The organism is Streptomyces sp. NBC_01363 (assembly GCF_026340595.1).
GTDB lineage: Bacteria > Actinomycetota > Actinomycetes > Streptomycetales > Streptomycetaceae > Streptomyces.
In genome coordinates this window covers 554,692-575,591 of sequence record NZ_JAPEPF010000002.1, presented here as the reverse complement: position 1 = coordinate 575,591, position 20,900 = coordinate 554,692, and the positions used below count along the sequence as shown (strand labels likewise).

The window sequence follows — 20,900 nt, the reverse complement described above, 5'->3', positions numbered from 1 at the left end:
GTTTGTGAGTGAGGATCTGTCGTGCCCCTGCCCTTTCTGACGGCCGACCGCGCGTTTGACGCGAGCGCCGAGGACATCGCGCTGCCGTTCGACGACCACGACAGCTGGCGACGTCCGTACCGCCCCGGCCCCTGGCGCGTCGCGGCTGCGGCCTTCCTGCTGCTGCTCGCGTCCTTCGTGCTGCTCGCGGGAATGATCACCGCGTTCGCCGGGGCGCTGCCGGGCACGGCCGTGTGCCTGGTACTGGCCCTCGGGGTCATCCTCTGCGCGCTGCGGCTGCTGCGGGTCGGTGCCTGGGTCAGCCGGCACGGCGTGCGCCGGGTCGGCTTCTTCACGACGGCGACCGTGCCGTGGAACCGGATCACCGCCATCCGTACGGTGCAGCAGCCGGTGAAGTGGCTCGGGTTCCCGCGCACGGTCCAGGGGCAGGCCCTGATCGTCGTACGCCAGGGGGGCGACGCGATGGCGCCGCTGCTCACCGACAACAGCGCCGACTTTCTGACGCGCGGCGAGGCGTTCGACCGTGCGGCCGACACGGTCGAGGCGTGGGGGGACGAGTACCGGCGGGCCTGAGGCCCTTGGACGAACGGGCCGCCCGGCCCGGCACGCCCGTTCAGGACGTGCTGGGCCGGGCGGTCTTCATGTGCAGGGCGATGGCTCGCTGCATGGCCTTCCGGGCCCGCGGAGTGTCCCTGGCGTCCTGGTAGGCGACGGCGAGGCGGAACCAGCAACGCCAGTCGTCCGGGGAGTCCTCGGTCTCCTCGCGGCGGCGGGCGAACACCGCGTCGGCCGAGTCGCGGTCGATGCGGCCGGACGGGGTGCGGACCAGTTCGTCGACCGGCAGGCCGCCCTCCGCGTCGAGTTCCGCGGCCAGCGCGTTCGCCCGCGACACGAACTGGGTGTTCTTCCAGAGGAACCAGATGCCGATCACCGGCAGGATCAGCACCGCGACCCCGAAGGTGACCGTCAGCAGGGTGCCGTGCTCGATGAGCAGGACGCCACGGCTGCCGACCAGGACGAAGTAGAAGACCAGGACGGCAGCGGTGACGAAGTAAGTGATCTTTGCGCGCATGGCGGGGGCTCAGTCAGTTCAGGTCGAGGAAGTGTTCCAGGCCGAACGTGAGGCCGGGAGTGGTCACCACGCGGCGTGCGCCGAGCAGGATGCCCGGCATGAAGCTGCTGTGGTGCAGGGAGTCGTGGCGGATGGTGAGGGTCTCGCCCTCGCCGCCGAGCAGCACTTCCTGGTGGGCGAGGAGGCCGCGGAGCCGGACCGCGTGGACCGGGACCCCGTCGACGTCCGCTCCCCGGGCCCCGTCCAGGGCCGTGGTGGTGGCGTCCGGCTGCGGGGCGCAGCCGGCCTTCCTGCGGGCCTCGGCGATCAGCTGGGCGGTGCGGGTGGCGGTGCCCGAGGGGGCGTCGGCCTTGTCGGGGTGGTGGAGTTCGATGACCTCGACGGACTCGAAGTAGCGGGCGGCCTGCTCCGCGAACTTCATCGTGAGGACGGCGCCGATGGAGAAGTTCGGCGCGATGAGCACACCGGTCTCCGGGGAGCCGGAGAGCCAGGTGTTCAGCTGCGCGAGCCGTTCGTCGGACCAGCCTGTCGTACCGACGACGGCGTGGATGCCGTGCCGGACGCAGAAGTCGAGGTTGCCCATCACGGACGCGGGGGTGGTGAGCTCGACGACGACCTGGGCGCCGGATTCCGTGAGGGTCTCCAGCTCGTCGCCGCGGCCCAGCGCGGCCACCAGCTCCATGTCGTCGGCGGCCTCGACGGCTCGTACCGCCTCGGATCCGATGCGGCCCTTGGCGCCGAGAACGGCCACGCGCAGCTTGCTCATTGCTCTGCTTCCTTACGGGTGGGTTAGGAGACCGCTTCTTCGAGGCGGTCGGCCTGCTTGTCCTTGAGCGGACCGATGACGGAGAGGGAGGGGCGGTGTCCGAGGACCTCGCCCGCGACCGCGCGGACGTCGTCGGGGGTGACCTGCGCCATCCGGGCCAGCATGTCGTCGACCGACATCTGGTCGCCCCAGCACAGTTCGCTCTTGCCGATGCGGTTCATCAGCGCGCCGGTGTCCTCCAGGCCGAGGACCGTGGAGCCGGAGAGCTGCCCGATGGCGCGACCGATCTCCTCGTCGCTCAGTCCTTCGGACGCCACCCGGTCGAGTTCGTCCCGGCAGATCTTGAGGACGTCGTGGACCTGGCTGGGCCGGCAGCCCGCGTACACCCCGAAGAGTCCGCAGTCGGCGAAGCCCGAGGTGTACGAGTACACGCTGTAGGCGAGGCCGCGCTTCTCCCGTACCTCCTGGAAGAGGCGTGAGCTCATGCCGCCGCCGAGGGCGGTGTTGAGGACGCCCAGCGCCCAGCGGCGCTCGTCGGTGCGGGCCAGGCCGGGTACGCCGAGGACGACGTGGGCCTGCTCGGTCCTGCGGTTCAGGAGCTCCACCCGGCCCGCGGTGCGCAGGGTGCGGGAGCCCTCGCGCGGGGCGACCGGGACGGCGTCGGTGCGGGACAGGGCGCCCGCCCGCTCGAAGGCCTTGCGGACCTGGCGTACGACCGTGGCGTGGTCGATGTTGCCGGCGGCGGCGACGACCAGGTGCGTGGGGTCGTAGTGCTTCTTGTAGAAGCGGGCGATCCGGCTGCGGTCGAGCGCGTTGATGGTGTCGACGGTGCCGAGGACCGGGCGGCCGAGGGGGGTGTCGCCGAGCATGGTGTGCGCGAACAGGTCGTGCACGCAGTCGCCCGGGTCGTCCTCGGTCATCGCGATCTCTTCGAGGATGACGCCGCGCTCCGCGTCGACGTCCTCGGCGGTGATCAGCGAGCCGGTCAGCATGTCGCAGACGACATCGATGGCCAGCGGCAGGTCGGTGTCGAGGACCCGCGCGTAGTAGCAGGTGTACTCCTTCGCCGTGAAGGCGTTCATCTCGCCGCCGACCGCGTCGATCGCGGCGGAGATGTCCAGGGCGCTGCGCTTGGCGGTGCCCTTGAAGAGGAGGTGTTCGAGGTAGTGCGTCGCGCCGTTCAGCGTGGGGGTCTCGTCGCGTGATCCGACGTTGGCCCAGATGCCGAAGGTGGCGGAGCGTACGGAGGGCAGGGTCTCGGTGACGACCCGGAGACCGCCGGGCAGGACGGTGCGGCGGACCGTACCGATGCCGTTGGTGCCCTTGAGAAGCGTTTGGGTACGGGCGACGGCCCGCGCCTCGGAGGAGGCGCGGGCCGTCGTCACGGAACTACGGGACGTCACTTGGCGGCGTCGTCCTTCTTCTCGTCCTCTTCGCCCTCGACGACCGGGATCAGGGAGAGCTTGCCGCGGGAGTCGATCTCCGCGATCTCGACCTGGACCTTGGCGCCGACGCCGAGCACGTCCTCGACGTTCTCCACGCGCTTGCCACCGGCGAGCTTGCGGATCTGCGAGATGTGCAGCAGGCCGTCCTTGCCGGGCATGAGGGAGACGAAGGCACCGAAGGTGGTGGTCTTGACGACCGTACCCAGGTAGCGCTCGCCGACCTCCGGCATGGTCGGGTTGGCGATCGAGTTGATCGTGGCGCGGGCGGCCTCGGCGGCCGGTCCGTCGGCGGCACCGATGTAGATGGTGCCGTCGTCCTCGATCGTGATGTCGGCGCCGGTGTCCTCCTGGATCTGGTTGATCATCTTGCCCTTGGGGCCGATGACCTCACCGATCTTGTCCACCGGGATCTTGACGGTGATGATCCGCGGGGCGTTCGGGGACATCTCGTCCGGGACGTCGATGGCCTCGTTCATCACATCGAGGATGTGGAGGCGGGCGTCGCGGGCCTGCTTCAGCGCGGCGGCCAGGACCGAGGCGGGGATGCCGTCGAGCTTGGTGTCGAGCTGGAGCGCGGTGACGAACTGCTTCGTACCGGCGACCTTGAAGTCCATGTCGCCGAAGGCGTCCTCCGCACCGAGGATGTCGGTGAGGGCGACGTAGTGGGTCTTGCCGTCGATCTCCTGGGAGATCAGGCCCATGGCGATACCGGCGACGGCGGCCTTGAGCGGCACACCGGCGTTCAGCAGCGACATGGTGGAGGCGCAGACCGAGCCCATGGACGTCGAGCCGTTGGAGCCCAGCGCCTCGGAGACCTGGCGGATCGCGTAGGGGAACTCCTCGCGCGTCGGCAGCACCGGCACGATGGCGCGCTCGGCGAGCGCGCCGTGGCCGATCTCGCGGCGCTTGGGCGAGCCCACGCGGCCGGTCTCACCGACGGAGTACGGCGGGAAGTTGTAGTTGTGCATGTAGCGCTTGCGGGTCACCGGGGAGAGGGTGTCCAGCTGCTGCTCCATGCGGAGCATGTTGAGGGTGGTGACGCCCAGGATCTGGGTCTCGCCACGCTCGAACAGCGCCGAGCCGTGCACCCGCGGGATGGCCTCGACCTCGGCGGCGAGCGTACGGATGTCCGTGACGCCACGGCCGTCGATGCGGACCTTGTCCTTGATGACGCGCTCGCGGACCAGCTTCTTGGTCAGCGCGCGGTAGGCGGCGGAGATCTCCTTCTCGCGACCCTCGAAGGCCGGGAGGAGCTTCTCGGCGGCGATCTCCTTGACGCGGTCCAGCTCGGCCTCGCGGTCCTGCTTGCCGGCGATGGTGAGCGCCTGGGCCAGCTCGGACGTCACGGCGGCGGCGAGCGCCTCGAAGACGTCGTCCTGGTAGTCCAGGAAGACCGGGAACTCGCCGACCGGCTTGGCGGCCTTGGCGGCCAGGTCGGACTGGGCCTTGCAGAGCGCCTTGATGAAGGGCTTCGCGGCTTCCAGGCCGGCGGCGACGACCTCTTCGGTCGGGGCCTCGGCGCCGTCCTTGACGAGCTGGATGGTCTTCTCGGTGGCCTCGGCCTCGACCATCATGATCGCGACGTCGCCGTCCTCCAGGACGCGACCGGCGACGACCATGTCGAAGACGGCGTCCTCGAGCTCGGTGTGCGTCGGGAAGGCGACCCACTGGCCCTTGATCAGCGCGACACGGGTGCCGCCGACCGGGCCGGAGAAGGGCAGGCCGGCCAGCTGCGTGGAGCAGGAGGCGGCGTTGATCGCGACCACGTCGTACAGGTGGTCGGGGTTGAGCGCCATGATCGTCTCGACGATCTGGATCTCGTTGCGCAGGCCCTTCTTGAAGGAGGGGCGCAGCGGGCGGTCGATCAGGCGGCAGGTGAGGATCGCGTCCTCGGAGGGCCGGCCCTCACGACGGAAGAAGGAGCCGGGGATCTTGCCGGCGGCGTACTGCCGCTCCTCGACGTCCACCGTGAGGGGGAAGAAGTCGAGCTGGTCCTTGGGCTTCTTCGAAGCGGTGGTGGCCGACAGCACCATGGTGTCGTCGTCCAGGTACGCGACGGCGGAGCCGGCGGCCTGCTTGGCCAGGCGGCCCGTCTCGAAGCGGATGGTGCGGGTGCCGAAGGTTCCGTTGTCGATAACGGCCTCGGCGTAGTGGGTCTCGTTCTCCACTAGCGTTTTCTCCGATACATATCGTCTTCTCGCCCCCACGCCCGTGTGGCGGGGGACGGTAGCGGAGAAGCCCTCCATCGGCGGGCCGGTCTTCGATCGAAGCACCCGGGTCGATGAGTCCGGGGGCCACTACCGAGGACCGGCGGCGGGGAGGTCTGCTTCTCGCTCGTCTGTTGGTCGTTCTCCGACCAGGTTACTGAGATTCGGCTCAGCTTGGCATTCCGGTGGGGCGGGCGGGCCCGTCACTTCCCGGACATGCGTACGTACGCACAATCGTACGTACAACAAAGGGAGCGGCCCCCTCAGTGGTGGGAACCGCTCCCTTCACGGCGAACTACTTGGCGCCGCCGGCCGCACCGCGGCGGATGCCGAGGCGGTCGACCAGCGCACGGAAGCGCTGGATGTCCTTCTTGGCCAGGTACTGAAGGAGGCGGCGACGCTGGCCGACCAGGATCAGCAGACCACGACGGGAGTGGTGGTCGTGCTTGTGCGTCTTGAGGTGCTCCGTCAGGTCCGAGATCCGGCGGGAGAGCATCGCGACCTGAACCTCGGGGGATCCGGTGTCACCCTCCTTCTGGGCGAACTCGGACATGATCTGCTTCTTCGTAGCGGCGTCGAGCGGCACGCGTACTCCTCTTTGATGTTCGATGCGCCCACGAGTGCCCCTGGTCTTGATCGCAGGGGAGCTTCCGTGACTCGGAGGCGAAGGTCCGATGAGCGCAGCTCCCAGCATGATCCGGAAGGGCGTACACAAACGGCCGTCACACAGCGTACCAGCCCCCACGGATCAGCTCGTCAGGGCCCTCGCCCTGCTGAAGACGTCCAGTACTGCCAGGCAGAGCGGGACCAGCGAGAGCAGGACGGCGCTCTCGGCCAGGTCGAGCAGGCGGCCCCAGAACGGGGAGAGGCCCTTGCGCGGAATGATCAGGCCGATCGCGGTGAGCAGGGCGGCCCCGGCGGCGACGGCCGCGGAGAGCCAGATGGTACGGATGTCCAGGGAGCTGCGGTCCCCGTACCGGACCAGGTCGAAGAGCAGGTCGGTCGGCGGGTTCAGGGAGAGGCCGAGGACCAGCAGGGCGACCGTGCCGAGGCCCGCCACCAGTACGCAGGCGACCTGGGAGGTATAGCGGAACAGACGGGCGCGCAGCAGCATCGCGAGTCCGGAGGCCAGCGCCAGGAACTGGCCCCAGACGTTGTCCGAGAAACCGAGCACGGCCCCGCATCCGACGACGACCGCCGCGCAGCCCCCGACCAGGCCGAGCAGCATCTCGTGGCCACGGCGGGCCTGGGCCGCGATGCGTTCGGCGTCGACGGGGGCGCCCTGGGCCGCGGGCTCGGCGTACGGGTCGGCGAGGGTGTCGTCGTAGCCGCCGGGGGCGGTGCGCGGCGACGCGTAGCCGATGGGCAGCCGGGCGAACCGGGCGGAGAGGCCGGGCAGGAAGGCGACCAGGCCGAGGGTGACCGGGGCGCAGACGGCGGCCGTCTGCGTGGCGGACGCCTCGGTGAGGATCGCGACGAAGGTCGCCAGGGTGCCGACGGTGGCGAGGAAGGTGGCCGCGACGAACGGGGCGTCGCCGCTCGGGGTGAGGGCGACCAGCGCGACCGAGGCGATCAGGACGGCGACGCAGCCGAGCAGGAACTGGAGCCTGCCGGGGCCCTGGCCGGCGTCCGGGCCGATGATGCCGGAGCCCGCGATGAGCACGAGGGGCAGCGCGCCGAGGCCGAGGGCGACGGCGGTGGAGCGGTCGGTGTAGACCCGGGCGCGCACCCCCGCGAACGCGGTCAGCAGCAGTCCGGCGGAGCCCGCGATGATGCCGGGCAGGCTGTGCATGTCGTGCCTGACCGGGTCGGCGAACCAGAGCACGAAGCCCATCAGTACGAGCAGCAGCACCCCGCCGACCAGGCCCGCGCCGCGCAGCAGTTCGTCGCTCCACAGATGGCGGTCGCGGGTGACGGCCGAGGCGACGGCGTCCGAGACGTCGTCGAAGACGGCGGGCGGCAGGGACTGGGCGAAGGGGCGCAGGCTGAGGAGTTCGCCGTCGAGGACCTGCTGGGCGGCGAGGGTGCGCGCCCCGTCGAGGACCGTGCCATCGCGGCGCACGAGGTGGTATCCGGTGGGGATTCCGGCTGCCTGGGTCTGGCCGGTGAGACGGAGGATCTCCGGGTAGACGTCCGCGACGGCGATGTCCTCCGGCAGGGCCACATCGATCCGGCTGTCGGGCGCCACGACGGTCACCCGGCAGAAGCCCGTCGCTGCAGTCGAACTCACGTGTCTGGTCCCCCTGATTCGCGGTTGCGCACGGTGCGCGCGCCACCCTACCGGGAGGGGGGCCGGTCATCTGCAAGTAGGATCGCCGTCGCGCGGAGGGACGTCCGCAAGCAAAGGCAGCCACGGGGGCTTCGGTGCACATTCGGCCGGTCTTGTGCCCGTCCGTACCGAGGGACTGATGTTTCGGTGAGCCAGATCGTCGTGAAACGACCTCCGCGGGCCCTGCCGCCGGAAGTCCCCATGGACGAGTTGACGTTGGAGTCCCCTCCCGAACTGCCCCGCGGGCAGCAGGAGGGCATGCTGATGCAGATCCTGCCGGTGCTCGGCATGGGGTCGTCGGTGGTCTTCTTCTTCTCTCCGCAGGCACCTCCGTTCATGCGGATCATGGGTGTTCTGATGCTGGTCTCGACCGTCGGGATGGTGGTCGCCCAGCTGGTCCGCTATCGCCGCGGTACGCAGGGGCAAATGGCCGATGTCCGGCGCGACTACCTCAAGTACCTGGCGCAGACCCGGCGTACGGTGCGCCGGACGGCGCGCACCCAGCGGGACGCGCAGCTGTATCTGCAGCCCGCTCCGGACCAGTTGTGGTCGGTGGTCGCCGAGGGCGGCCGGGTGTGGGAACGACGGGTCGGCGACAAGGACTTCGGGCAGGTCCGGGTGGGGCTCGGCGCCCAGCAACTGGCCACCCCGCTGATCGCTCCCGACACCGCCCCGGTGGACGAGCTGGAGCCGATGTGCGCGGGTGCGATGCAGCGGTTCCTCGCCGTGCACGGGTCGTTGGACGGGCTGCCGATGGCCGTGTCGATGCGGGCGTTCTACCACGTGACGGTCTCCGGCCGGCCGGAGGCGGCGCAGTCGGCCGCGCGGGCGCTGGTCGCCCAGTTGGTGACGCTGCACTCCCCCGAGGATCTGCTGGTCGCCGTGGTGGCGGCGCGGGGTGCGCTGGAACGCTGGGACTGGACGAAGTGGCTGCCGCATCTGCAGCTGCCGGGGCAGGTCGACGGGGCCGGTACGAGGCGGCTGTTCGGGGACGACCTGGGTGAGCTGGAGCAGTTGCTGGCGGGCCGGCTGGAGGGGCGGCCGCGGTTCGGCCGGGAGAGTCAGCCGTTGCTGGACCAGCCGCACATCGTGGTGCTGCTGGACGGCGGGATGGTGCCGCCCGACTCGCTGTTCGCGGCGGCCGAGGGCATCCAGGGTGTGACGATCGTCGAGGTGGTGCCGGGCGAGCTCGACGAGCCGCGCGGCGGTCTGTCGGTGGTGGTGCGGCCGGGGCTGCTGCGGCTGGAGTCGGGTGCGGGGATGGCGTACGAGGGTATGCCGGACGGGATGTCGCTGCCCGCGGCCGAGGCGCTGGCCCGGCAGCTGGCGCCGCTCAGGATGGGCGGGGGCGACGACGACGAGCCGCTGCTGGCGAACCTGGACTTCACGGATCTGCTGAATCTGGGCGACGCGGCTTCGGTCGATGTGGCGCGGACCTGGCGGCCGCGATCGGTCTCCGAGCGGCTGCGGGTGCCGATCGGCATCGGCGAGGACGGTCAGCCGGTGATGCTGGACCTGAAGGAGGCCGCGCAGGACGGCATGGGTCCGCACGGGCTGTGTGTCGGTGCGACGGGTTCCGGCAAGTCCGAGCTGTTGCGGACGCTGGTGCTGGGGCTCGCGGTCACGCACTCCTCGGAGACGCTGAACTTCGTGCTCGCGGACTTCAAGGGCGGCGCGACGTTCGCCGGGATGTCGCAGATGCCGCATGTGGCGGCCGTGATCACCAACCTCGCGGACGATCTGACGCTGGTCGACCGCATGGGGGACGCGATCCGCGGTGAGCTGCAGCGCCGGCAGGAGCTGCTGCGGTCGGCCGGCAACTACGCCAACATCCACGACTACGAGAAGGCACGGGCGGCGGGTGCGGCGCTTGAGCCGCTGGCCTCGCTGGTCCTGGTCATCGACGAGTTCTCCGAACTCCTCACCGCCAAACCCGACTTCATCGACATGTTCATCCAGATCGGCCGGATCGGGCGTTCGCTGGGTGTGCATCTGCTGCTGGCCTCGCAGCGTCTGGAGGAGGGCAAGCTGCGCGGTCTCGACACCTATCTCTCGTACCGGGTCGGGCTGCGGACCTTCTCCGCCGCCGAGTCGCGTACGGCGCTCGGTGTGCCGGACGCGTACCACCTGCCGTCGGTGCCCGGTTCCGGCTATCTGAAGTTCGGTACGGACGAGATGACCCGGTTCAAGGCGGCCTACGTGTCGGGGACGTACCGCACGGGCGGCCCCGATCTGTCGGTGGGGGCGCTGCCGATCGAGCGGCGGCCCGCGCTGTTCAGCGCCCTTGAGGTGCCGGTGGTGTACGCGGCGCCCGACCCGGCGCATCTGGTGGCCGCGCGGGCAAGCGCGGACGACGACGCGCTCGCCGACACGGTGCTCGATGTGATCGTGCGCCGCCTGGAGGGGCAGGGGGTGCCCGCCCATCAGGTGTGGCTGCCGCCGCTGGACCGGGCGCCGACGCTGGACCAGCTGCTGCCGGGGCTCGCGCCGACCGCCGAGCGCGGGTTCACGGCGACGGAGTACACCCGTCCGGGCGGGCTGACCGTGCCGCTCGGGCTGATCGACAAGCCCTTCGAGCAGCGGCGCGAGGTGCTGTACCGGGACTTCTCGGGCGCGTCGGGTCACATGATGGTCGTCGGCGGTCCGCAGTCCGGAAAGTCGACGCTGGTGCGTACGCTCATCTCGTCGTTCGCCCTCACCCACACCCCGTACGAAGTGCAGTTCTACGGGCTGGACTTCGGTGGTGGCGGTCTGGTCTCGCTGGCGGATCTGCCGCATGTCGGCGGAATGGCCTCGCGGCTGGACCCGGAGCGGGTGCGGCGTACGGTCGCCGAGGTCGCGGGCGTGCTGAACCGGCGCGAGGAGTTCTTCCGCGCCCACTCCATCGACTCCATCGCCACCTACCGGCGCAGGCGCGCCCTGGGTGAACTGCCCGGCGAGCCCTGGGGCGATGTCTTCCTGGTGGTGGACGGCTGGGGCGGTTTCCGGTCCGAGTACGAGATGCTGGAGCAGGTCGTCACCGACATCGCCGCGCGCGGGCTCGGTTACGGCATCCATGTCGTGATCACGGCCGCGCGGTACATGGAGGTGCGGGCCGCACTGAAGGACCAGATCCTCGGCCGGCTCGAGCTGCGGCTCGGCGACGTCATGGACTCCGAGTTCGACCGGAAGGTCGCGGCCAATGTGCCGGCCGGTGTCCCGGGACGGGGGCAGGTGGCGCAGAAGCTGCACTTCATGGGCGCGCTGCCGCGCGTGGACGGTTCCAGCAGCGCCGCGGATCTCTCCGACGGCACGGCCGCGTTCGTCGGGACGGTGAAGGCGAACTGGGCCGGTCCCGCCGCGCCGCCCGTGCGGCTGCTGCCGCGCAAGCTGCCGGCCGATCAGCTGCCGAAGGGCTTCGAGTTCCCGCAGCGGGGCATCGCGATCGGTATCGACGAGACCGATCTGGAGCCGGTGTTCGTCGACTTCGAGACCGATCCGTTCTTCCTGGTCTTCGGGGAGAGCGAATCGGGCAAGACCAATCTGCTGCGGCTGATCGCGAAGCAGATCTCGGAGCGCTACTCCCCCGACGAGGCGAAGCTCGTCGTCGGTGACTACCGGCGGGGGCTGCTGGGCGCGCTGCCCGAGGGGCATCTGCTGGAGTACGCGCCGATGGCGAGCTCGATGCAGATGCACATGGAGGCGCTGGCGGGCGTCTTCGCGCGCCGGCAGCCGCCGACCGATGTCACACCGCAGCAGCTGCGCGACCGCAGTTGGTGGACCGGGCCGCAGATCTTCATCATCGTCGACGACTACGACCTGGTGGCGACGAACGCGGGCAATCCGCTGGCCCCGCTGGCGGAGTACCTGCCGTTCGCCCGCGACACCGGGGTCCGCTTCGTCATCGCGCGGAACTCCGCCGGGGCCTCGCGGTCGATGTACGAGGGGTTCATGCAGCGCATCAAGGAGCTGGGGGCGCAGGGTGTCGTCCTTTCCGGTGACCCGGGCGAGGGCGATCTGATCGGTACGGTGCGCGGGCACGCGATGCCGCCGGGGCGCGGGTACTTCGCCTCGCGGCGCCGGGGGAACCCGCTGGTGCAGATCGGGCGGCTGCCGGAGCAGCGCTGAGCGAGGGGAGCCGGGGCGGGATTCTCCCGCACCCCGGCTCCTTGGGTGGGCACAGGTGTACTAGCGTCTACCGGTGTGATCTTCACGCCTTCGGGCAGGGTCACCAGGTGTGCGACAGTCACTGTTACGGGGAATCTCATGGGTTTTGACGAGGAATGGGGTCTGCTGCGCGGGCAGGCCGCGGAGCGGCAGAGCACCCACATGCAGCTGAACGGTACGGGCGACGGTCCTTTGTCCGGCCCCGGCGGCAAGGACTTCGCCTCGACACCGGCGCAGAAGACGGCCGCGGCGAACACGATCGAGACCGAGCTGGAGCCGAACACCAAGAAGGCCACCGACCGGGCGGACGAGACGTCCACCGCGGCGGTCAAGGAGTTCGACGGCTGGGACACCGGGGCGGGTCTCAAGAAGGTGATGGAGACCTGGGACAAGCAGGTGAAGGTCCTGATGGGCCGGCTGTCCATGGAGAAGGGAGCGCTGCGCGGCGCGTCCAGTCTCTTCGCCGGCAACGACCAGCTGATCAAGTCCCAGTTCACTCCGTTGCTCAAGCCGCAGCCCGGCCCGTACGCCTCCGGGCTCGACGGACTGTAGGGCTGGGAACCGGCGACGTCCGCATCGCGGCCACCGCCTGGAGGCCGCGACGATGGGCTGAGGAAAGGATCTCGACGAGCATGCGAGGGGCCCTGGTCAGCTGCGCCTTCCATATCGGTGACGAGGCCGTCGAGGTCCATGCGGTCGTCACCGGGAAGCTTCGGGCGGAGCCCGTACTCACACCGGTGATCACGAGCGCCGGACGGTTGCCGCCGGACGGCGTCACCTCATATCCGGAGCGCACCGCGGCCGGGCGGCCGGGCGAGCCGGTGGTCGCCGATTCGGGTGCCTGCGCCACCGTACGGCTGAATCCCGTGGGGCCGGCGATGCCGCCCTCCTGCTGGTGACGGCCGGGGCCGCAGGACGCACCACGTTCACCGCGCAACAGGTCACCGCGCCGGCCCGAGCGCTCCACGCACAGATCGCCTGACGGTACGAGAACCGAACAAGCCACGGGGGACACACATGCTCACCTACCACGACGTGATGACCACCGATCTCAGTCAACTGACCACGGCCGCGGGCAAGTGGGACGAGATGGCTGCGGAGATCAAGAAGGTGGCTGACCGCTACAAGGACAGCGTCCAGAAGATCACGCTCGGGCCCTCCTGGGCGGGCGTGAGTGCCCAGACCGCCCACACCAACTTCGCCGCCACCCAGTACGAGTACACGGCCGCCCAGACGGAGGCGAAGGCCATAGCCTCGCTGCTGCGCGACGCGCACGAGGACTTCGTGCGGCTCAAGAAGAACCTGGAGTCCAAGCGCGCGGAGGCCGTCAAGGCGGGGATGCGCGTCTCCGAGAGCGGAGTGGTCAGTTACGACTACGACAAGCTCACGCCCGGAGAACGTTCCGCCATGCACCACGACCCGGACTTCGCACAGAGCGTCAGCAAGGCCGCGGCGTCGTGGACCGAGGCGATCAACGCGTGCGTCAAGGCGGTGGACGACGCCGACCAGGGGGTGAAGATCGCACTCGACGCGGTCACCAAGGACGGCTACGGCGACAAGAACGACGAGACCCTGGGTGTCGGCTTCAACAATCACGCGTACGGCGACATCGAGAAGTACGAGGCGGAGAACACGGCGGACATCGCCACCCGGCTCAACAACGGCGAGAAGGTCTCCGCCGCCGACATGACCGAGTTCCAGCGTGCGGTGCGGGACAACCACGGCGACAAGGCGTTCTCGCAGACACTGCTGAACACATTGGGTCCGGACGGCCTGGTCAAGGTCACCAACCGGCTCAACGACCGTGCCTACGACTCCGACGAGAAGCACAAGGGCCAGTACCTGGAGATCGAGAAGAACCTCGGGAACACGATCGCCACCGCGACCAAGGTGCCCGGTAGTGTCCGGGACGCCCCGCCCGGATCGGCCGCGTTCAAGAAGTGGGTGGACAGCGGGGACGGGAAGTTCTACCGGGAGTGGATGGAGGGGATCGACAAGACCGGCGGCAAGGACTACGGGGACGAGGTCGGCAACCCGCTCTACGGCTACCAGACCGTCGTCAGCGTGATGCAGCGGGCCGATACGCCGTTCGACGACCAGTTCCTCTACGACATGGGCGACAAGCTCATCGAGGCCGAGAAGAACCACCCCGGAATCTTCGAGAAATGGGGTCACGGCCACAACGGGATCGAGACGGACGCCATCGACGGTGTGTTGGACGTGATGAGCCGGAACCCCGACGCGGCCACCGCGTTCTTCGACCCGGACGGCAACGGGACCGACCCGAACCACGTCAAGAACGACCACCTGAAGTACCTCGTGGGCAGTGGCGACGATTCCCGCACCTGGCCCCGGAACACCATCACGGGCGTGGCCGTGACCACGATGGACGACCCGACGAGCCGCATGGGTCTCGGCGCTGCGCTCGAAGCCGCCGCCACCGGTCACGTGCCGCTGGGCACCGGGCAGGACCCGTGGCCGGAGGCCGAGCACAGCGAGGCGCAGGCCCGGGTCATGAACGGCATCCTGGAACAGCTCGCGCCGGGCGAGGGCGAGGGCACCGACGCGTCCGTACCGAAGAATCTGCGACTGCCCCTCGCCAACGCCCTGGGCGATTACGCCTCCGACACCCACGAGATCATCAGCGAGACGTCGGGCGACCACATCCACAACCGGGTCGAAGGGTACTTCGTCGACGAGGACGGCCGGGGCCACCTCTCGACCACGTCGAAGGACCTCATCCAGGTGATGCGTGGGCTCTCCGACGACCCGAACGCCTATGCCACGCTCCACAAGGCCGAGGCGCGTCATCTCAACGCCCTGCTGGACAACATCCCGAATGGGAAGACGGACTTCAATCACAGCGGCAGCTTGGGGGACGCGGGTGCGGTCCTCGGCGCGTACACGGCGATTCGCGAGGACGTGATCAACGACGAGCGGATGAGCGAGTACAGCAAGGCCGACTGGAAGTCGAAGATGGCCTACCACGTGGTCGGCGGGGCCGTCACACCCCTCACCCTGCCAATCGGCGGAAGGGCACTACCCATCGGTGACGCAATTCAGCGCGGTGTGGACACCTGGGCCTGGGAGTGGGGCAACCAGATGAAGGGCGAAGCCGACGTGAAGGCCAACGCCGCGATCGCCGACGAGTATCTCGATGCGTCCATGCAGGTCACCGAGACCCTCGACGGCTGGGCCGCGGGGCGTGACGACATCGACACCAACACCGATGACGGCAAGGCGAAACTCAGAACGCTGAATCGACTCATGCTCGATGGTCGGACGACTGGCAGCACCCAAGCCCACAAGTACCTGACCGACACCACCAATTGACCGCCCCGAGCAACACGTCCCCGGCCCGACCGGTCGCTCCCCACCTGCCGCGGAGGAACACCACATGTCCGAACCATCCGCCGACAAGCCCCCCAGCCGCCGTCCCCTGTACGCGGTCACCGCCGCCCTGCTCGCCGTGGCCATGGCCGGGGGCGCGTGGTTCCTGCTCGGCCGGGGGCAGCCGACGGACCACTGCGGCAAGCTCATCAAAGATGATCGTGTCAAGTCCGCGCTCGGCTCGCGCCACTCGGCCGACATGAGTTGCGCGGATCTGGGTGCGGCGGTGAAGGCCGCCACCACCGGTGGCAAGGCGGCACCGCACACCCGGTCCCAGGCCGACAGCATGAAGAAGATCCTGCTCGTCGTGAACGACAGTCTCGTCCACGACGACCGGACTCTCGCTGCGGATCTCCGGATGCCACTCGCCGAATCCCTGGCCGACTACGCGAACGACATCCAGGAGATCCTGGACGGCACCAACTCCGAGTACACCCGTTGGGCCTCCCCGAGCAGCATCGCGTGGCAGGACGAAACGGGCTACCACTTCTCGGTGTTCCGGGGCGAACTCGTCCGCGTACTGCGGGGCGTCTCGGAGGAACCGACGGCGTACGCGATCCTGCGCAATGCCCAGACGCGATGGGGTGCGGCGCAGCTCGGTTCGCTGACCGCGGCGGCGAAGAGCAACGTTCTGGAAGGTGCGCCGGTCACCAATGCCTCGGCTCTGGGCGGCTACGACGCGATCGCGGCCGACGTGGTGCGGGACAAGGAGGCCTCGGCCGCGGCCCGGTGGGGGGACGCGGTGTACACGGCCCTGAGCAGCCCCGAGGCGACCGCGTCGGCGACTCCTCGATCCGCACTGTCCGGCCGGATCGCCGAGAAGTGGCGGGCGTCTCTGGCATCAGTACCGGCCAAGGAACGGACGGACCACCTGCGCGAGCAGGGCACGTTCATGTTCACCACCTGGGCCAAGGCGGCGGGGGTGGGCCGTGACCGGGCGGCGCCGGTGGAGGCGCAGTGCCATCGCACCGGTCAGGAGCAGTACGCCGCACTCGCTCAGAGCCTGAGAATGTCGTGACGATCGGGGAGCTGGAGAACGACATCCACAACGGCCGGGACCGGGGCGGTGACTCCTTGTACGAATGGCACGGCCGTCGGGGCGAACTGACGGCGTCCCAGGACCGAAGCAGAGCGATGACGTGCTGATGAACTACACGACGGAGCGGCCCCGCCTGCCGAACGCGTGGGTACCACCACGGTGCGGAAGCTGTCCATTCCCGGCGGTGGTGCACGGTGGCGGGGATAGTCTGCTCACGGGCGACGAACACGTTCCGCCACAGGAGAGGAAAGGCACCTGATGGGCACGCAAGCGGAGAAGGACGAGCTGTACGCACTCGACATCTCGGGGGTGGAGTGGCTGGGCGCGCCCGGTACCGAAGAGGCCGAGGAGCGTGTCGAGATCGCTCATCTGCCGGGCGGTGCGGTGGCGATGCGGTCCTCGCTGGATCCCGGGACGGTGTTGCGGTACACCGAGGCCGAGTGGCGGGCCTTCGTCCTGGGCGCGCGGGACGGCGAGTTCGACCTGAAGTAGTCGGCCGACATGCAGAAGGAGGGGCACGCTCCGACGAGCGTGCCCCTCCTTCCGTGTGTCAGCCGTCAGAACGCCTCGGTGAAGGCGCGGGAGGCCCTGTGGTCCGTGGAGCGGTAGCTGTCCTTGCCGTTCTCGACGATCCTCGCGACGTGCTCCAGGCGGTCCTTCATGTGTTCCGCCCGGCCCTTGTACTTGCCCTGCAGGGTCACGTACTCACCGTGGGCCACACCGTCCCAGGTGTCGGTGACGACCTTGAGCGCGGCGTCCATCTCTTCGAGGTCCTTGACGATGTTCTTCGACACCGTGCGGATGCGGTTGGCCATCTCCTGGACGGTCTCGTACTTGACCTTGGTGTTCGGGTCGTGCCCCATGTGTCTTCTCCTCGGTGCTCGGCGTGTGCGGAAGGGGTGGTACGGCGCCGCTCAGACGTTGTTCAGCCCGGAGGTGTTGGCGGGCAGCGCCTGCTCCTTGACCGGGCTGAAGGCCGCGCGGACCTCTTCGTCGTTGGCGTTGCTGAGGTTCTTGGTGCCTTCCACCGCGTTGAGCAGGACGTCGAGGAGCCGACGGATCTGGTCGTGGTCCTCGTTGATCATCAGCTGCGCGGACTTGAACCCCGAGGCACCGACGCCCGTCCATCCGGCGCCGACCGTCTCCAGGATGTCGGCCAGTTCCCTGGACTGACGGGACACCGCGCGACCCGTCTCGATGATCTTGTTCTTCGCCTGGACGATCGGATCGTCGGCAAGTCCGAAACCGCCTGAGGGGCTGGTCATCCGGAAGTCCTATCTCTCGGTTCCCTGGCCTGTCCGTCTGTCACGGTCAGGTTCCTTCCGTTCCCATGTGCTCCGGCAAAGGAATGGGGAAGGTCCGGGCCGGGGAAGCGCCGTCTCGGCATTCCCGTGCCCCGAATTCGGCGTCGGCCACTTCTCGTTCCCCCGTCACACACGTGAAGTCTGTTGCCACCCTAGCCACTTCGTGGTCTCTCCCCAACTGCTCTTCGCCGGGGGCCGGTCAGATCGCCGGGCGGTCGTGTCATCGCGCGACGCGCCTCCGGCGGGCGTCCCGGACCACCGTCGCGGCCCCGGCGATCACGCCGACCAGGACGGCTGCCGCGGCCAGCGCGTAGGTGGCGTACCGCTCGCTGCGCTCCTGCGGCGTCTCCGACAGGGAGAGGTGCGCGGGCTCGGGGGCCGGTGCCTTCGGCGGTGCCGGGTCCGGATGCGGCGCGTTCTGCGGGGTGTCGTCCCCGGACAGGGCGCGGACCGGGTCGACGACGCCCCAGCCGACGTAGTCGTCGTGGCCGGTGACGGAGCGTTCGGCGGTCTGCTCGATCCGGGCGACGATCTGGGCCGCCGTCCACTTCGGGTACTTGGCGCGCATCAGGGCGGCGACCCCGGCGACGTAGGGGGCGGAGAAACTGGTGCCGTTGTCGGTGCACTGCCCGTAGCCGGGGACGGTGGAGACGATGTCGACGCCCGGGGCGGCGACCCCGACGAAATCGCCGGCCTGGGAGAACGGGGCGCGCTCGTTGTTGCGGTCGGACGAGGCGACGGCGAGGACTCCGTCGAAGGCGGCGGGGTAGGTGCGTTTCAGCCTGCCGTCCATGCCGTCGTTGCCCGCGGAGGCGACCACGACGATGTCCCTGGCGAGCGCCTTGGCCACCGCCCGGCCCAGCGTGGACGTCTCGTCCAGGGCCTTGGTCGTGTCCTGGGAGATGTTGATGACCTTGGCCCCCTTGTCGATCGCGTGGTCGATCGCGGCGGCCATCGTGGTGTCCTTGCCGCTGTTCTTCTCGTCGTTCTGGCGGATCGGGATGATCGTGGCCTCGGGGGCCAGTCCGACGAACCCGGTGCCCTTGCGGGGGCGGGCGGCGATGATGCCGGCGACCTTGGTGCCGTGGCCGACCTCGTCGACCGTGCCGTCGCTCTTGCCGCCCTTGAGGTAGTCGGCGCCCGCCGATGCGTCGACGGCCGTCCTGAGCTGCGGGTTGACGTCGTCCACGCCGGTGTCGATGACCGCGACGCGTACGCCCTTGCCCTTGGTGTCCTGCCACAGTTCGTCCAGCAGGACGCGCTGCAGCGGCCAGGGGCGGCCCTCGTACTGCCGCTTCATCGGGAAGGTGCACTCGCCGCCGCCGTCTATGCCCACGTCGCCGGGCCCCCGGGCGTCCTCGGCGGCGTACGCGGCCCCCGGCCCCGCCAGTGCGGCCAGCGCGGCGGTGATCGCCACCGCGCGGGCCGTCTTCCGGTACCCCATCCGTATCTCTCCCCCATGCCGCACGCTGCCCGCCGCGTTCCGCAATGTCATGAACCCTGGGGCTGGCGGGCGCTGTTGGTGTCCAGCCTGGGCCCCTTGGACAGGAAGTCCGACCATTCGATCGGTACGAGGGCGGGCATCACCTTCTCGTATCCGAGCCTGCTCTGCGCCTGGCTGGGCTCGGGCCGGCCGTCCGACTGCTTCTGCTGGTCGCCGGTGCCGATGTCGGAGCGCCTGGCGTCGCTGTCGCCGTTCGCCTGGACCGCGTAGCGCAGTCCGGTGTCCGTCACCAGGAAGAGTGATCCGTCGGGCCTGGTCTGCCGGCCCCGGACCTGGGTGTAGAGCAGGCCGCTGCCGGGGGTGACGTAGGTGCTGGTGCCACCGGCGGCGATGGAGGCGGGATACGCGGTACTCGCCCAGGTGCTCAGGGTGGTCCGGCCCGAGCTGTCGACCTTGCGCAGCACGCTGCAGATGGTGTCGCGGCCGGCGCTGCCGCCCTCGGCGGAGTTCACCGGGGGGTCGGTCTTGTGGGCCGGCCAGAGCGCGGCCTGGCCGACGAAGGCCGCGGTGTCGGGCACGAAGTCCTGGAGGCCGACGGCGCGGGCCTCGCCCTCCAGGTTCAGCTCGGCCGTCTGCGGTGAACTGATCAGCAGCCAGGCGGTGAACTCGGAGACGCGCTGGACCTTTCCTTCGAGCACCACGTAGTAACTGGTGCCCTCGCCGGTCCTGGTCCGCAGGACCGTGCCGACCTTGTTCTCCTCGTCGGAGAGCTGCCCCGCGACGTGTGCCGGGGCGCCGACGTTGCCGGGGATCCGCGGGAAGACGACCGGGCTGCCGTCGTGCAGGGTGGCCAGCCAGTCGTCGGTGACGGACTGCGGCTGCCTGCTCCCGACCAGGGCGTTGGTCAGATGGCCGCTGTCGGCGGCGGTCTCGGCGATGCGGTACTTGGTGCCCTTCGCGTCGACGAGGTAGCGGGCCCGGTCCTGGCCCTGGACGTAGAGCACCTGGCCGCCACCGAGCTTCTGCCTGCCCTCGGTCAGCCTGTTGTCACGTGCGCCGAAGACGAAGGCGGCCTTCTGCACGGTGTTGCCCTTGCCGCCGGGCTGTACGCAGACGGCCCACCGCTTCGCCGTCCCGGCGTCCTTGGCCTCGGGCAGCCGGTCGGGGGCGTACGGGATGCCGAGGATCGGTCCGCGCGGGGGCTTGCCCGCGTCCAGGACGTCGTCCGCGACCTGGATGACGTCGTAGTCCGCCGGGTTGAGCAGCAACCGGGCCGAGGCCAGGTTGAGCACGGGGTGCAGCAGGGTCTTTTTCTTCCTGCCCTTGCCCGTGGTGAGCACCACGTAGCGGGTGGTGGACTTCTTGCCGACGATCACCTTGGTGGCGGGCTTGTCCCAGCCCTTGGGAGCGGTGGGCTTGAACATGCCGACGGCACCGAAGCCCGCGAGGATCAGGGCCCCGACGATCACGCTCGGCAGGACCGCGCGCAGCGGACGCGGAGCGCCCTCCTCGGTGCCGTTGGACGAGGGTTGGAGGAATGCCGCCACCGTGCGTTTCTTCGCGAAGGTGTATGCGTTGAGCTCATCCCGCCGTGATGCCATGAGTCGCTTCGTCTCCCGTGTCTCCCCGCGCGGCACCGGAAGCGGTCGCGTCGCCGGCCGCCGGGCCGGATCGCGATGCCGGACCTCGGTACCGGACCGGCCCCCTACTATGCCTGCTGACCGCGGGCGGTGGTGGGGCGGGTAGGGTGATCCGGCCGCCAAGGCCCCGAGCGGGACAGGCGGATTTCGGGTGGAGTTGGGGACCGACGAACGGGGG

At 69.6% G+C, this 20,900-nt stretch carries 18 protein-coding genes; 8 read left to right on the top strand and 10 right to left on the bottom strand.

The genetic code is table 11. From position 1 onward, the window contains the following. The first annotated feature begins 21 nt into the window (after positions 1-21). The gene (locus OG611_RS30650) at positions 22-573 is read left to right on the top strand and encodes a hypothetical protein (RefSeq protein ID WP_266427525.1); all 552 of its coding nucleotides are present in this window, start codon (positions 22-24) and stop codon (positions 571-573) included. A gap of 40 nt (positions 574-613) precedes the next feature. Here OG611_RS30650 and OG611_RS30645 read toward each other — a convergent pair whose 3' ends face one another. From OG611_RS30645 to eccD, 6 genes are all read right to left on the bottom strand, one after another. Next, positions 614-1,072, bottom strand: a complete 459-nt coding sequence (locus OG611_RS30645; RefSeq protein WP_266427523.1) for a tetratricopeptide repeat protein — start codon at positions 1,070-1,072, stop codon at positions 614-616. 13 nt (positions 1,073-1,085) lie between these two features. Next, positions 1,086-1,838 carry a 4-hydroxy-tetrahydrodipicolinate reductase gene (gene dapB / locus OG611_RS30640; protein WP_266427520.1) on the bottom strand — a complete coding sequence of 251 codons (753 nt, stop codon included), beginning with the start codon at positions 1,836-1,838 and terminating at the stop codon, positions 1,086-1,088. Positions 1,839-1,861: 23 nt separating this feature from the next. Then, the gene (locus tag OG611_RS30635) at positions 1,862-3,241 is read right to left on the bottom strand and encodes a pitrilysin family protein (protein WP_266427517.1); all 1,380 of its coding nucleotides are present in this window, start codon (positions 3,239-3,241) and stop codon (positions 1,862-1,864) included. After that, positions 3,238-5,451, bottom strand: a complete 2,214-nt coding sequence (locus OG611_RS30630; RefSeq protein WP_266427514.1) for a polyribonucleotide nucleotidyltransferase — start codon at positions 5,449-5,451, stop codon at positions 3,238-3,240. The genes OG611_RS30635 and OG611_RS30630 overlap by 4 nt, the downstream gene beginning before the upstream one ends. 334 nt (positions 5,452-5,785) lie before the next feature. Then, on the bottom strand, positions 5,786-6,076 hold the full coding sequence (gene rpsO / locus OG611_RS30625) for a 30S ribosomal protein S15 (RefSeq protein ID WP_003965855.1): 291 nt from the start codon (positions 6,074-6,076) through the stop codon (positions 5,786-5,788). Positions 6,077-6,238: 162 nt separating this feature from the next. Beyond that, positions 6,239-7,720, bottom strand: coding sequence for a type VII secretion integral membrane protein EccD (gene eccD / locus OG611_RS30620; protein WP_266427510.1), 1,482 nt, complete (start codon positions 7,718-7,720; stop codon positions 6,239-6,241). A gap of 186 nt (positions 7,721-7,906) precedes the next feature. Here eccD and eccCa point away from each other — a divergent pair, with 186 nt between their 5' ends. From eccCa to OG611_RS30585, 7 genes are all read left to right on the top strand, one after another. Further along, on the top strand, positions 7,907-11,866 hold the full coding sequence (gene eccCa / locus OG611_RS30615; RefSeq protein ID WP_266427507.1) for a type VII secretion protein EccCa: 3,960 nt from the start codon (positions 7,907-7,909) through the stop codon (positions 11,864-11,866). Between the two features lie 138 nt (positions 11,867-12,004). Continuing rightward, positions 12,005-12,457 (top strand): hypothetical protein, encoded by a 453-nt coding sequence (locus OG611_RS30610; protein ID WP_266427505.1) that lies wholly within the window; start codon positions 12,005-12,007, stop codon positions 12,455-12,457. An 80-nt stretch (positions 12,458-12,537) separates the two neighbouring features. Then, entirely contained in the window at positions 12,538-12,804 is a 267-nt protein-coding gene (locus OG611_RS30605; protein ID WP_266427501.1) for a hypothetical protein, read from the top strand. Positions 12,805-12,922: 118 nt separating this feature from the next. Then, a complete protein-coding gene (locus tag OG611_RS30600; RefSeq protein WP_266427499.1) occupies positions 12,923-15,238 on the top strand; it encodes a DUF6571 family protein in 2,316 nt (771 codons plus the stop codon). Positions 15,239-15,302: 64 nt separating this feature from the next. Beyond that, positions 15,303-16,313 carry a hypothetical protein gene (locus OG611_RS30595; protein ID WP_266427496.1) on the top strand — a complete coding sequence of 337 codons (1,011 nt, stop codon included), beginning with the start codon at positions 15,303-15,305 and terminating at the stop codon, positions 16,311-16,313. Then, complete coding sequence (locus OG611_RS30590) at positions 16,310-16,441, top strand: hypothetical protein (protein ID WP_266427493.1); 132 nt, start codon at positions 16,310-16,312, stop codon at positions 16,439-16,441. The genes OG611_RS30595 and OG611_RS30590 overlap by 4 nt, the downstream gene beginning before the upstream one ends. Before the next feature lie 151 nt (positions 16,442-16,592). Next, positions 16,593-16,826 carry a DUF397 domain-containing protein gene (locus OG611_RS30585; RefSeq protein WP_266427491.1) on the top strand — a complete coding sequence of 78 codons (234 nt, stop codon included), beginning with the start codon at positions 16,593-16,595 and terminating at the stop codon, positions 16,824-16,826. Positions 16,827-16,891: 65 nt separating this feature from the next. Here OG611_RS30585 and OG611_RS30580 read toward each other — a convergent pair whose 3' ends face one another. The 4 genes from OG611_RS30580 to eccB form a co-directional block, all read right to left on the bottom strand. Next, entirely contained in the window at positions 16,892-17,197 is a 306-nt protein-coding gene (locus tag OG611_RS30580) for a WXG100 family type VII secretion target (RefSeq protein WP_266427489.1), read from the bottom strand. Positions 17,198-17,248: 51 nt separating this feature from the next. Further along, a complete protein-coding gene (locus OG611_RS30575; protein WP_266427486.1) occupies positions 17,249-17,599 on the bottom strand; it encodes a hypothetical protein in 351 nt (116 codons plus the stop codon). A gap of 259 nt (positions 17,600-17,858) precedes the next feature. Next, the gene (mycP, locus tag OG611_RS30570; protein ID WP_266427483.1) at positions 17,859-19,082 is read right to left on the bottom strand and encodes a type VII secretion-associated serine protease mycosin; all 1,224 of its coding nucleotides are present in this window, start codon (positions 19,080-19,082) and stop codon (positions 17,859-17,861) included. A gap of 47 nt (positions 19,083-19,129) precedes the next feature. Further along, complete coding sequence (gene eccB / locus OG611_RS30565; RefSeq protein ID WP_266427481.1) at positions 19,130-20,683, bottom strand: type VII secretion protein EccB; 1,554 nt, start codon at positions 20,681-20,683, stop codon at positions 19,130-19,132. Between the last annotated feature and the right edge of the window lie 217 nt (positions 20,684-20,900).

Coding starts and splice junctions, on each gene's coding strand:
- OG611_RS30605 (WP_266427501.1), top strand. CDS start 12,538: ATGCGAGGGGCCCTGGTCAGCTGCGCCTTCCATATCGGTGACGAGGCC.
- OG611_RS30600 (WP_266427499.1), top strand. CDS start 12,923: ATGCTCACCTACCACGACGTGATGACCACCGATCTCAGTCAACTGACC.
- OG611_RS30645 (WP_266427523.1), bottom strand. CDS start 1,072: ATGCGCGCAAAGATCACTTACTTCGTCACCGCTGCCGTCCTGGTCTTC.
- OG611_RS30575 (WP_266427486.1), bottom strand. CDS start 17,599: ATGACCAGCCCCTCAGGCGGTTTCGGACTTGCCGACGATCCGATCGTC.
- OG611_RS30580 (WP_266427489.1), bottom strand. CDS start 17,197: ATGGGGCACGACCCGAACACCAAGGTCAAGTACGAGACCGTCCAGGAG.
- mycP (WP_266427483.1), bottom strand. CDS start 19,082: ATGGGGTACCGGAAGACGGCCCGCGCGGTGGCGATCACCGCCGCGCTG.
- OG611_RS30595 (WP_266427496.1), top strand. CDS start 15,303: ATGTCCGAACCATCCGCCGACAAGCCCCCCAGCCGCCGTCCCCTGTAC.
- OG611_RS30585 (WP_266427491.1), top strand. CDS start 16,593: ATGGGCACGCAAGCGGAGAAGGACGAGCTGTACGCACTCGACATCTCG.
- OG611_RS30610 (WP_266427505.1), top strand. CDS start 12,005: ATGGGTTTTGACGAGGAATGGGGTCTGCTGCGCGGGCAGGCCGCGGAG.
- eccB (WP_266427481.1), bottom strand. CDS start 20,683: ATGGCATCACGGCGGGATGAGCTCAACGCATACACCTTCGCGAAGAAA.
- dapB (WP_266427520.1), bottom strand. CDS start 1,838: ATGAGCAAGCTGCGCGTGGCCGTTCTCGGCGCCAAGGGCCGCATCGGA.